Annotated in this window: 11 protein-coding genes and 1 pseudogene; 5 read left to right on the forward strand and 7 right to left on the reverse strand. The window is 39.4% G+C overall.

Annotated elements, in window-relative coordinates; genetic code table 11:
- Positions 1-158 precede the first annotated feature (158 nt).
- Positions 159-1,580: a recombinase family protein gene (locus tag ACTNB8_RS15270; protein ID WP_441055956.1), complete on the reverse strand. Its 1,422-nt coding sequence runs from the start codon at positions 1,578-1,580 to the stop codon at positions 159-161.
- A 174-nt stretch (positions 1,581-1,754) separates the two neighbouring features.
- Positions 1,755-2,849 (reverse strand): Abi family protein, encoded by a 1,095-nt coding sequence (locus tag ACTNB8_RS15275; protein WP_441055957.1) that lies wholly within the window; start codon positions 2,847-2,849, stop codon positions 1,755-1,757.
- An 8-nt stretch (positions 2,850-2,857) separates the two neighbouring features.
- Between ACTNB8_RS15275 and ACTNB8_RS15280 the strand changes: the two are divergent.
- Positions 2,858-3,676 (forward strand): annotated as a pseudogene (locus tag ACTNB8_RS15280) (transposase); the annotation flags it as partial.
- Between the two features lie 59 nt (positions 3,677-3,735).
- Here ACTNB8_RS15280 and ACTNB8_RS15285 read toward each other — a convergent pair.
- Both ACTNB8_RS15285 and ACTNB8_RS15290 read right to left on the reverse strand, forming a co-directional pair.
- Complete coding sequence (locus ACTNB8_RS15285; protein ID WP_441055958.1) at positions 3,736-4,287, reverse strand: biotin transporter BioY; 552 nt, start codon at positions 4,285-4,287, stop codon at positions 3,736-3,738.
- 133 nt (positions 4,288-4,420) lie between these two features.
- Positions 4,421-5,344, reverse strand: a complete 924-nt coding sequence (locus ACTNB8_RS15290) for a mechanosensitive ion channel family protein (protein ID WP_441055959.1) — start codon at positions 5,342-5,344, stop codon at positions 4,421-4,423.
- A 178-nt stretch (positions 5,345-5,522) separates the two neighbouring features.
- On the opposite strand from ACTNB8_RS15290, the gene trkA reads away from it, so the two are divergent.
- Both trkA and ACTNB8_RS15300 read left to right on the forward strand, forming a co-directional pair.
- Positions 5,523-6,878: a Trk system potassium transporter TrkA gene (gene trkA / locus ACTNB8_RS15295; protein WP_441055960.1), complete on the forward strand. Its 1,356-nt coding sequence runs from the start codon at positions 5,523-5,525 to the stop codon at positions 6,876-6,878.
- A gap of 14 nt (positions 6,879-6,892) precedes the next feature.
- Positions 6,893-8,332, forward strand: coding sequence for a TrkH family potassium uptake protein (locus ACTNB8_RS15300; protein ID WP_441055961.1), 1,440 nt, complete (start codon positions 6,893-6,895; stop codon positions 8,330-8,332).
- 596 nt (positions 8,333-8,928) lie between these two features.
- On the opposite strand, the gene ACTNB8_RS15305 is transcribed toward ACTNB8_RS15300, so the two are convergent.
- The gene (locus ACTNB8_RS15305; protein WP_441055962.1) at positions 8,929-10,614 is read right to left on the reverse strand and encodes a glycosyl hydrolase family 18 protein; all 1,686 of its coding nucleotides are present in this window, start codon (positions 10,612-10,614) and stop codon (positions 8,929-8,931) included.
- A 227-nt stretch (positions 10,615-10,841) separates the two neighbouring features.
- Entirely contained in the window at positions 10,842-11,093 is a 252-nt protein-coding gene (locus tag ACTNB8_RS15310; protein WP_441055963.1) for a hypothetical protein, read from the reverse strand.
- Between the two features lie 418 nt (positions 11,094-11,511).
- Between ACTNB8_RS15310 and ACTNB8_RS15315 the strand changes: the two genes are divergently transcribed.
- Positions 11,512-12,258: an adaptor protein MecA gene (locus ACTNB8_RS15315; protein ID WP_441055964.1), complete on the forward strand. Its 747-nt coding sequence runs from the start codon at positions 11,512-11,514 to the stop codon at positions 12,256-12,258.
- A 50-nt stretch (positions 12,259-12,308) separates the two neighbouring features.
- Here ACTNB8_RS15315 and ACTNB8_RS15320 read toward each other — a convergent pair whose 3' ends face one another.
- Entirely contained in the window at positions 12,309-12,509 is a 201-nt protein-coding gene (locus tag ACTNB8_RS15320) for a DUF1858 domain-containing protein (protein ID WP_015541070.1), read from the reverse strand.
- Positions 12,510-12,716: 207 nt separating this feature from the next.
- Between ACTNB8_RS15320 and ACTNB8_RS15325 the strand changes: the two genes are divergently transcribed.
- Positions 12,717-12,890, forward strand: coding sequence for a DUF362 domain-containing protein (locus ACTNB8_RS15325; RefSeq protein WP_441055965.1), 174 nt, complete (start codon positions 12,717-12,719; stop codon positions 12,888-12,890).
- Positions 12,891-13,047: the final 157 nt, after the last annotated feature.

The following is a 13,047-nucleotide window of genomic DNA, read 5'->3' on the forward strand; positions in this document are numbered from 1 at the left end:
TGTGAATGATCTTTCAACATGACAGAACCTCCTTCCTCATGATTCTATTATAACAGGGCCACTAAAAAAAGCCCAATTCTTTTTTGGAATCAGACTTTTTCAGTGCCCTTTGTTTATACGGGTTTGCACCGATTTTGGAGAGGGAAAAGGACCTCAAATTATGATACGATAATGTCGAAGTACATTTTGCCAGATTCCTTGTCATAAACGATCCGGTCAAGAATTGTACGTATCAGGTTTCCTTTTTCCTCGTACCCAACATCAGGATTTTTCAGGATATCATTCACTGATTTTATCTCCTGAAGAACATCTTCTTTGTTCAGTTCTTTTTCTTTTTGCATCTGCAAAAGATTTTCAAGTTCATTTTCCAGCTGAAGCCGGTTGCTGATCAGCCGGTCTTTGTTGACTTTATATTCTTCTAGTGTATCAATTCCGCTTTCATATGCATCATGGATCCTGTTTTCCCTGGTGGAAAGTTTGGCCAGTTCCCGCTGAAGCTGCTCAATGGCAGCAGTATTATCCTTATCAGCAGGCTGTTCTTTGCGTACATATGTAAAATCAGCACCGGCAAGAACCTGATCAAAGTATGTGATCACAGCTTCTTCTGCCTTCTTTACAGAAAGGGCTACAGAAATCTTGTGGAATCCTTTGGCATATTTCCAGCACTGGAAGTACGGGCATTTATCGTTACCTGTGTAGGAGAGAGTAGCACCGCATACAGAACATTTCAGAAGCCCGGACAGCCAGTGTTTACAGGTTGATACATTTCTGGCTTTTACAGGGCGCTTCCTGGAAGCAATCAGCTTCTGTCGTTCCTGGAAACGGTCTTTGGACAGGCGGACTTCATGAGCACCGTCAAATTCCACACCATTCCAGGACACAATTCCACAGTAAAAAGGATTTTGCAGGATCCGGTCAATGGTCCTTCGTTCAAAACGGTTTCCGCGTTTTGTGCGATATCCCAGATCGTTGCACAGTCTTGCTATGGCTGTTTCATCTATATTCTGATTGTCGTACAGGTCCATGATATAAGACACCATGGCATACTCAGCTTCGTTGATCTGGAAGGGTTTTCCGTGGCCTACAGCCTCGTATCCAAGGCATGGAGTAGTCTGGTAGCCGTGCTGCAGAGCTTTTTCTTTCATCCCCCTCAGAACTTCGCTGGAGAGACGGATAGAGTAGTATTCGTCCATCCATTCAATGATACGCTCGATCAGGGAGCCAAAAGGACCGTCTATAAGCGGCTCAGAAACGCTGATAACGTCCACATTGTCTTTCTTGAGCATACTCTTGTATACAATGGATTCCTCCTGATTACGGGCAAATCTGGAGTATTTCCAGACCAGTATCACATCAATCGGATGCGACGGCTGTTTGGCAATGCCAATCATACGCTGAAACTCAGGACGCTTTTGCACGTGGCGGCCGGACACACTTTCAGAAAAGATAAAATCATTGGAGATAATTATACCATTCTTTTTAGCATAATCCAGCAGCAGACGCTTCTGAGCATCAGGAGAAAGTTCTGCCTGATCCTCTGTCGAGACTCGGATATATAAAGCTCCAATACGATCACTCATAATATCACCTCGGTTTTATAAAATATGTTAAATTGGGTACAAAAATAACAGCCACACAAACGTTCTGGTTGTGCGCCTGCTCCGAAGATGATACAATATTCTTGCTTGAATAGTGTCTCTTCGGAGATATGGACCGGTTCCTGTTGGCGCAGGGACCGGATTTTTTATATAAAATTAATTATCAGTGTTGTCTGAAGGACGATTACTAAGAAGATCAATTAAATCGTCAGGAGCATCAATTAACTTAACTCCTGGTAATCCGCTTTGAATACGGGAAATAAATGGATATTCTTTACCATCTATAATCATACAATCAGGTTGGTCTTTATATAGTGTCAAGTTGAGTGTTTCACTTAAAATATCCACATCTTTTTCATATAAAGTTAGATGACGATTAAGTTCTTCGCGTAATGCCCGATCAATGATTTTAAAAGGCTCCTTGTAAGATAGAAGTGAGAGTGTATTTAATAAAAGCGGTAATCCTTGAGTTTCTGTAAGCTCATAAATATCTTCTACAAAAGGAAGTAACGTGTCTGGCTGTTGAAGTTTTACGGTTGCCTTTGGAATATAATTATATACTCGGCCTCTATGTGCTGATAAATTACGATATTCAATACAAATAAACAAAGTATTCAACATAAGAGAAACAAGAGATTTACCATATATATCCAAATCATGGGCATCGTATAATTTTTCGGCAAGGGCAAGTTGTTCTTCTGGTTTAAACAAATTTATAAAATTGACGATAGTACTAAAATATATACTTTTAAAGAGAATCCAAGGAGGAACTGCACCATATTTCTGGGAATAATGTGCAATAGGATCCTTATCAGTGTCTAGTGCTTCTTTTAATTTGTCAAGAATAGCAGGAAGAGAAAAGCGCTTCTTGCGTTTCTTTTTATTGACATAGTTACGGAATTGAAGATAATCATCTGGATTTGTTCCGTATTTTCTTGCAATGATATCAGCAGCGGCTTCTTTAACATGTTCTTCCAAGTCAAGCATAGATGCCATAACTGCATTTCGAAGATTTTTATCCAGTATGTATAAAGACAAAACTTGTTCGAAAATAATGCCGGAACGATATGTTTTTTTACCTTCATCAGATACAATGGTGTAGGGGGCACGATAACTTTTGATTAAATTTGAATATCCATAAAGCTCAAGTTCGGCTTTGGCAAAAGCTGGCTCAGCGATAATTAAACCTTGCCGTTTTAATTTTTCAATTTGTTCTTCTGCTGTTGCATAAAGAATCTTTTGTTTTTCCATAAGATGTGAAAACACAAAAATGCAGCATAAGCGATCCGGAAAGTGGATGGTTTCGAAAGGGTGAACATAAACACGTTTTTGCATATGCTGTAGAAACTGCCTGTGATAAACATGGCTGGATCCTTGGATATACAGTACAGCCTGGTAATGAGCATGACAGTCGTACTTTTAAGGCATTATACGATAAGATATCTAAACTGAATCCACAGATGGTAGTTGCAGATGCAGGATATAAAACTCCGGCAATCGCCCATCAGCTATTGAAAGATGGAATTCAACCACTTTTTCCGTATACCCGTCCCAAGACCAAAGAAGGCTTTTTCGGAAAACACGAATTCGCATATGATGAATACTATGATTGTTATATATGTCCGGGAGCACATATATTGACATACAGTACAACAAACAGAAGTAGATATAAAGAGTATAAAAGCTGCGGTGAACATTGTGCTGAATGCCAATATCTTTCAAAATGCACAGAAAGTAAGGATCATATAAAACTGATCACACGTCATGTATGGGAAGAATATATGGAAGTGGCAGAAGACATTCGGCACACGATAGGAAACAGACAGATCTATCAGTTAAGAAAAGAAACCATAGAGAGGATATTCGGTACAGCGAAAGAACAACATGGATTTCGATATACGCAGTATGTAGGAAAGGCGCGGATGGAAATGAAAGCCGGGCTTACCTTCGCATGCATAAATCTGAAAAAACTGGCAAAAATTCTGGAAAAACGAGGCTGGAATACAGCCAGATTTTTGTTGATTTTGAAAAAAATAAAAAGAAAAGAAGTTTTAAACGAAAAATGGTGCTGGGCATAACACCCAACACCAAGTTTGTATACAGTCTGAAACTCCCCGGCTCATTCCGGGGAGTTTGTTTATGCAACATATTTTTTTAATTTTCGTGATAATACATACGCAAAGGCAATTTTAACAAGATCCGGAATAATAAACGGAATTACGCACCAGCCCAAAACTGCTGCCAGTCCTACTGCTCCGTTTGCCCTGCTGTAAACAATCATAAACCAGGCAGTTCCAAATGCATAACATACAATCAGACCAACAATCATGGATATAACCTGTATCACTGATCTTTTTCCGGGAATTTTTTCCATCAGCCACATTACAAGAGCTGAAAAAAGAAATCCAATAATATATCCTCCTGTTGTCCCAGCAAGGATTCCGACACCTCCTGTAAATCCTGAAAATACAGGAACTCCTATTGCACCAAGAATAATGTAAACCAGAACTGCAAGAGTTCCTCTTTTCCCTCCAAGAATTCCAACTGCAATAAACACTCCAAAAGTCTGCAGTGTAAACGGTACTGTTGTCGGGATAGATATCCATGAACAGATAGCCATGATCACGGCAAATACTGCAATATAAACAATATCATATGTCTTGCTTCTTGTTGCTGTCACTGTACTCATCTTTCTCCTCCTTACAGCTGTGCCTGTCGTTTGAACGATAATTTTGAATACTTTTATTTTCATGCACTACTGTTTTATGGGATACAATTTACCACAGCAGTTTCAAATTGTCAACCTTCAACATGTTTATGGTTTACATTTCGTTTTTCTGATGAACATATACCTCCATCTGATTATACGGAATACTGATTCCGCTGGCATCAAATCTTTCTTTTATTTTTTCATTCAGCCTCCATCTGGTTGACCAGTACTTTTCTGTTGCAACCCACACACGGAGTCCCATAATTACTGCACTGTCCCCAAGTTCATCCACAAAAACAACCATCTCTCCCGCATCGCTTTTTGTATCCGAATCCTCTTTCAGAATATCTTCCAGAATTCTTTTCGCCCTGTGTATATCTGACTCATATGAAATTCCGACTTTGATCTCCAGTTTACGGTTTTCTTTCGCTGTAACATTAATTATCGTACTGTTTGACAAAGTTCCATTGGGAACTACTATTTTTTTGTTATCAATGCTCAGAAGTGTTGTATAACAGATTTCGATTTTGGCAACAGTTCCTTCGCATCCATTAGACTGATCCTGTATAATATAATCTCCAACCACAAATGGTTTAAAAAGAAGCAGAAGCACGCCGCCTGCAAGATTGGCAAGTCCCCCCTGTAATGCAAGCCCTACTGTCACACCGGCAGTACCGAGAAGGGCCGCCACTGAGGACTCTTTCACACCAAGACTTATCGCAATATTAAAAATCAGCAGAAGATACAGGACTGCTTTCCCCAGAGATCCTGCAAATTGAGCCACACCTGCATCCACATTTGCACGCTCCAGTGATCTTTTCATAATCTTCAGAAGCCACTGTATTACCTTTCTTCCAACAAAGAAAACAATTACTGCCATTACGACCTTAAGACAGAAACCTGTGACAGCCGGAATCTGATTTGAAAGGTACTGTTTAAAATCCAGAATATTTTCAAGATTTTCCTGTATTCCATCTATTCCCATGCTTTCGAGGCTCTGGTCAACCTTATCAACTGTCTCACTAACTGAACTCATTAATGCACCTCCTGACGTATATTCTGACGTATTGGAACAAATTATCTGTAACCTGTATTTTTCAGTATAACATATGTATATTTTCCTATCAAAAACAATTTTGTATATTTCTTTTCATATTACACAGTGCTATAATAATAGCGTTTATATTATTACATTCATTACACTGGAGGATATTATGCATATCATAATTGTTGGATGTGGCAAAGTCGGCCGCACTCTTGCAGAACAGCTTCAGGAAGAAGAAACTGATCTGACTTTAATTGATACAAACGCAGATACTATTGATGATCTTACAGAAGACATCGATGCAATGGGAATCGTCGGAAACGGTGCCAGTATTAATACTCTTCTGGAAGCAGGCGTTAATTCAGCTGATATACTGATTGCAGTCACGGCTTCAGATGAACTGAATCTTCTTTGTTGCCTTATTGCACAAAAAACAGGACACTGCCAGACTATTGCACGTGTCCGTAATCCTATTTACAGTAAGGAAATCGGTTTTATTAAAGAACGTCTTGGAATTTCCATGATCATCAACCCGGAACTGACTGCCGCAAGAGAGATTTCCCGTCTGCTGCGCTTCCCGGCTGCAATTAAAATTGATCCATTTTCCAGAGGAAGAGTTGAGCTTCTTAAATTTAAAGTTCTTCCTGAATTTGGTCTGGATGGTATGTCTGTATCCCAGATTAAAGATAAATATAAATGTGATATTCTGTTCTGCGCGATCGAGAGCAAAAACAACCTGTCTATTCCTGGTGGAGATCATCTGATTCACAATGGTGATTTTGTTTCCATTATTGCCTCTCCTCAGAATACGGCACAGTTTTTCAAAAAAATCGGTCTCAAAACTCATCAAGTCCGAAATACTCTGATAATTGGGGGCGGAACTATATCTTATTATCTCGCCAAAGCTCTTTCAGATCTGCGGATCAATGTTAAGATAATCGAAAAAAATAAAGAGCGCTGTGAACAGCTCAGCGATATGCTGCCAAATACCACGATCATCAATGGTGACGGTACAGAACGTTCTCTTCTTATTGAAGAAGGACTTTCGACTGTTGAATCTTTTGTCACTCTTACAAACATGGACGAAGAAAATATTTTTCTGTCACTGTTTGCCAAAAGCATCACTTCAGCCAAACTTGTTGCAAAAGTAAACCGTCTTCCATATAAAGATGTTATTGACGAATTAGACATTGGAAGCGTTATTTACCCTAAATATATAACTTCCGATTCTATTCTCCGTTACGTACGTGCCATGCAGAATACTATCGGCAGCAACGTGGAAACGCTTTATCATGTTCTGGATAATCAGGCAGAAGCACTTGAATTTGTTATCCGAGACAACTCTCCAGTTGTCGGTGTACCGCTTGCACAGCTTAATCTGAAACGCAATCTTCTTGTATGCTGCCTGACCCGCCAGGGTACAGTACGTATCCCAAGAGGACAGGATTCCATCCAGATCGGGGATAATGTCATCATTGTTACTACCAACAAGGGACTTCGCGATATCCGCGATATTCTTGCATAGGAGAGGGAATTGTCATGAATTTTCGAATTATTTCCTATATTATTGGATGGGTTTGTAATTTTCAGGCTGTATTCATGTTACTGCCCTGTGTAACAGCAATGGTCTATATGGAAAACGACTTCTTTGCTTTCCTGCTTTCCATGGGTATCTGTCTTACGATCGGATTACCACTTACAGTCATAAAACCGCGTAACAAAGTTTTCTACATCAAAGACGGCTGTGTAGCTGTTGCCCTCAGCTGGATTGCAATGTGCGTAACAGGATCGCTTCCGTTCCTGTTTACAAACAGTATCGCTCATCCTATTGATGCACTTTTTGAAACAGTTTCCGGTTTTACGACCACAGGATCCAGTATTCTGACTGATGTAGAGGTTCTTCCTCACTGTATACTTATCTGGAGAAGTTTCACTCACTGGATTGGTGGAATGGGTGTTCTCGTATTTCTTCTTTCACTGCTGCCGCTGGCCGGTGGTTATCACATGAATCTTATGAAAGCAGAAAGCCCTGGACCATCTGTAAGTAAACTTGTTCCAAAAGTACAGAGCACAGCAAAAATTCTTTATACTATTTACATTGCTATGTCTGTAATCCAGATGATTTTTCTTCTAATCGGAAATGTACCTCTTTTTGATACTTTATGTATCACTTTCGGTACTGCCGGTACCGGTGGATTTGGAATAAAAAATGACAGTATGGGAAGCTACAGTTCATATTGCCAGATAGTTACAACTGTTTTTATGATTTTGTTCGGTGTTAATTTTTCAGTTTATTACCTGGTTATCACCAAAAAAATTAAACAGGCTCTTAAATTTGAAGAAATCCGCTACTACTTTGGAATTATTACGGCTGCCATTATCCTTATCACTCTCAACACCACACACCTTTTTGCAAATGTTGGTGAGGCAATACGTCAGTCAGCATTCCAGGTTGGTTCAATTATCACAACTACAGGCTTTTCCAGTACTGATTTCAATCAATGGCCAGCACTGTCCAAAACAATTCTCGTATTGCTGATGTTTGTAGGTGCCTGCGCAGGAAGCACAGGCGGTGGAATCAAAGTATCCAGATTCCTGATTCTCTGCAAAGCAGCAAAAAAGGAACTGCAGCTGTATCTTCACCCAAATGCAGTCAAGAAGATCAAGATGGATGACAAAACAATCACACATGATGTTCTGAGATCCACAAATATTTTTCTTACATTATATATTCTGATTTTTGCAGTGTCCGTCCTGATCGTATCTCTTGACAATTTTGATCTGATCATAAATTTTACTGCTGTCGCCGCAACACTGAATAATATCGGTCCTGGTCTTGAAATCGTAGGTCCTATGGGGAATTTCAATTCCTTCTCCTATCTTTCTAAATCAGTCCTGATTTTTGATATGCTTGCCGGCCGACTGGAAATCTTTCCATTAATTCTCCTGTTTTTCAAGGGAACCTGGAAAAAATTCTGATACAAAAAGCTCCCTTCGCATATACAAAATGCAGAGGGAGTTTTCTGATTTTCATATAATAATTAATTTTTTCTGTTTTCTTCACATTTTTTTCAAAAGCTCATCACAGTTTCTTCACATTTATTGGTTATATTGTTAGACATAGAAAGCGCTATGCTTTCTATAATATTTTTCTTTTTCATACGCGCCGGTACGAAAGTACCGGCCTCCTTCCATTTCAGGGGCTTTTTTCATATTATCTTTAATCAAATAAATATTTGGTCACATCCTCGCAGAGCGTTTTTATGTAATTGGTACTATGCTCCTCTCAGACTCCCTCTTTTCTCCTCTTTTGAGAGAAGTTTTATTTACGATACGGCAGGATTCACTTTATGTTACGTGTATGATTATTAACCCTTCTCTATGAAGCTACATTACCCATCCGCTTAGTACCCTGTATTACTACAATGCATCGGATTTGACTATATGGCTCACTGGTAATTACCATAGTCGGACTTCCATCGACTGGTGTACCCAGCTTTGCTGGGCACGCTCCTATTACATAAAAAAACACTTCGTTCGACATATATTATCTGTCTGTACGAAGTGTTTTTATTTTACTGGGCTGTTGAACTCAGATTATCACTGATAGTCTGCCAGATACTGCTGTTTTCAAATCCAAGTTTCCATTCTGCCACACCGGCAAGATTGTACTTGGAAATCAGTTTTACTTTTTCTGCTATTGAAGAGGCATCTTCCAACCAGATCTGATAGGTAGAACCATCACTGCTCTCAAAAGTTGCATAATTCTGTCCTACACTGCCATCCCACACTGCTTCTGCACCATAATCAACAAGCGTCTGCTGTGCTTCATCCATACCAATTGCCTCACTTGTCAGAGCACCTCCTGTTGTCTTCCAAAGCCTTGTATAAAACGGAATGGCAAGAACTGTTCTCTGTGCCGAAACTTCTGCCAGAGTATCCTGCACCCCTTTCTCCACCCACGGAAGAGACGCTACCGAGCCTGCCTCTGAACCTACATAATGCTCATCATATCCCATAATGATTACATAATCTACAACCAGTCCCTGCTCCTTACGGTCGTAATGACTTGTAAAATCCTCCGGAACCGGATTGTCCACAGAAAGAACAAGATTATTTTTATGGCATTCAATAGAAAGCTCTCTCAGAAATTCAAGGAAATGCGGACCCGCATCCTCGCTGAGGGACTCAAAATCCACATTAATTCCATCAAGTCCAACACCTGCAGCCGCCTGTATCAGCTGCGAAATGATATTCTGTCGTGAAGAAAGCTGTGACAGCGTATCTGTTGTACTGACATCTGCCGTAAAGTTATCAATCAGCCCCCATACTTTAAGTCCTCTTTCATGTGCCAGATTTACGTAATCCGAAGATGCAATACTTACAATATTTCCAGCTGTATCCTGCAGGTAAAACCAGGTAGGTGAAATAACATTCATCCCACTGACATTTGCAATAGTATCAGCCAGATATGCATTTGCATCCTTGGAAGTAACCTGATGCCAGCCAATATTCACTTTGGCGTCCATTGTAAGATATGAATATTCTTCTCTCTGGAAATCTCTCTCAAAATCTTTCGTCTCCGGATCAGATATATCTTCTTTCTGAATATAACCAATATATCCATCCATCGTAGATACCTGAACCCATTCTTCCAGTGCCTGCATATAAATAACTGTATCACCCTTATTTACATCTGTAAGTATCGGCGATTTGATTCCTCCACGAAAACGTATGCAGGAATTTTTCTGAACAGAAGCAACATTCACTCCTGTAAACTCATGCTGTATAACAATCCTTGACGGGTTTTCATACGTATAGATATCCATATCTGTATATTTTTGTACAAAAGCCAGACTGAGATAAACAGCACCATCTTTCAGCCACACATCTCCGCTTCCATCCGTTGATGCAGGATACTTCTGAAGTTCCGATGGTGTTGCATACAATATCTGCTGATTGGCACTGTCCCAGTAATATCTCTGATTCAGATAAGAATCGACCATATCCAGTGGCAGGTAAAACTGATCACCGGAAGTAACAGCACGCTCCTGCATGATATCTGTACCAAGTACAACAACTGCCTCTCCCTCACCAGGCTGTCCGTAGAATTCTGTCAGATTCATACGTTCTTTCGTAGGAATATATTTCATGACAACATGAGCTCCTATTCCTATAACAGCCAGCAAAAGGATCAGCACGCAGACAATAACTGCCGGCATGTACTGCTTTTTCATCTGTTTTTTTATTCTTTTCTTCATTTGTTTGATCCTTTCGGTTCTCTGTTTATGTTAACGCAATACGTAAAACATGATGTTACATTATATCATATTTTAAAGGTCGTGAATTACTTATTTCATCTTTTTATATCTTTTTAGATTTTTTTCACATTTAAGGATTTCCCGAAATGGTTAAATATGAAGGGGTAACTGCCTTTCTTACGGGAAATCCTCTTCTCTTTCTGTGTTCAGAACTGCCTTCTTCCCCGTCATTCATGCTTTTTGTATGTTGCGGGGATTTCATTGATCAGGTCAAAATTTACAGTTACGATCCGGCCTTTTTCATCTTCCGTGTAATCTCGCATATAGCCTCCGCCCTCTGCGATTATACAGGCTCTCGCAATATTCTTGGGCGTACTTGGCTCACCGTTCAGATACAGCTGCACACCATTATTCCGATAAGTCTTCAGTTCATTTTTCAGAGGCTTTATGGATTTTTTATTCCACTTAGCATGTGACATATTTTCTGTGTCCTTTCCTCCTTTCTTCTGTATTTTGGATTTTAGAAAACCTCCATAGGTTATCCGGAAAAAAGTTCTCACAAATGACTGAATTTAATCTCCTGGAAATTGCGCTCTGCCACAGCAAGAATGCTGTATGACATGAAAAAACTGGCAATGACATGTTCGTAAAAAGAATGTTGTTATGTAAGTATTAATGTTGTTATTTTCGTTCTTCAATCAAATCAGGACTTTTTCCTACTACTCATTATACATTGTTACGTGGCAGATGCAAGGACTTTTAAAGATTTCAATAAAAGTTTCTGTTTTATTTTCAAATATTTTATAAATACGTAATTTGAATTTCTTTACATTTTCCATACTTGTGGTATATAATATGTTTTATCAGAAAATCAGTCATAGAACAGGATGTGATATAATGAAAATAGAAAAAATCAATGACAATCAGATTCGCTGTACTTTGACACGTGAAGATCTGGAAACTCACCAGATTAATCTCAAAGAACTGGCATACGGTTCTGAGAAAGCCAAGAAGCTTTTTCGTGATATGATGCAGCAGGCACAGATACAGTTCGGATTTGAAGCTGATAACATTCCTTTAATGATAGAAGCAATTCCCGTTAATATTGACAGCATTATTCTTATCATCACCAAGGTTGAAGATCCCGAAGAACTTGATACACGTTTTTCCAAATTTTCTCCTTACAAAGATAAAACACAGGCCGAGCCAATACAGCTGGACGGTGCCGACAGTATTATCGATATCTTCCAGAAAATACGTGAAGCAGCCAAAAACAAAGGAACTACATCAAAAGCTTCCTCCACACAATCTCTCGAAAAAGAACAGACTGTTTCTCAGAACAGCAGCCCGACAATCAATCTTATCCGGCTGTATACCTTCCAGACACTGGACGATGTAATTGCGGCTTCCCATGGACTAAATGGATTTTATACTGGTACCAACAACCTTTACAAAGAAGCAGACGACAAATACCAGTTGATCATTCATCAGTCTGACTATACCCCTGAAGATTTTAACAAGGTCTGCAACATTCTTTCCGAATACGGAAAAGGTAAACAGCTTACGGTTGCAGGAGAGGCACACTTTGTCGAACATGGAGAACTTCTGTCCGCCAATGCACTTCAGCTGTTAATGCAGCTCTGATAAAACAAATAAGACTGGTTCAAACGAACCAGTCTTTTGTATTTTCCTGATTATTCTCCAAGAAAATCATTAATCTGCTGAACCAGCACATCTACATCCATTCCATGAACCATAGCAGCTTCTTCCAAAGATTCCATCTGAGAAGACGGGCATCCGAGGCAGTGCATACCAGCTCTCATAAGAATTGGTGCAATGTTGGGATCTAAAGTAATCAGCTGACCAATCAGCATATCCTTTGTAACTTTTGCCATTATAGTTACCTCCTTTTTAACGGAAAAGATCTGTTTTAATTTCATTTTTCCGATATTCCACATTATAATATAAAAATTAACAGGAATCAACGGAAGAATATAAAAATTTGTTTATAATTTTATACTTGTAATATCCAAACGAATATATTAGAATATCGTTATGGAACCCCTAGTGGGTACTAATGAGATAAAAGGAGGATATTATCAATGGCATACGTTATTTCTGACGAATGTGTAAGCTGTGGAACATGTGCAGCAGAATGCCCATCTGAGGCTATTTCTGAAGGAGCAGAACATTTCGAAATCGATCCTGATGCTTGTGTAGATTGCGGAACATGTGCTGACGCCTGTCCAACAGAAGCTATTCACCCAGCTGAATAATTCACATTGTACATCAAAAAAGGAAAGCTGCAGCAATTGCTGTAGCTTTCAGACTGTAGACAAAGCCCTGCTTTTGCAGGGTTTTGCTATTGTTGGAACCGCTTTTCTGATATAATAAATATCAGAAGGGCGGTGTTTTTTATGATGACGAAAAATG

Origin of the sequence: Blautia sp. HCP28S3_G10 (genome assembly GCF_052065235.1) — a bacterium.
Lineage (GTDB): Bacteria > Bacillota > Clostridia > Lachnospirales > Lachnospiraceae > Blautia_A.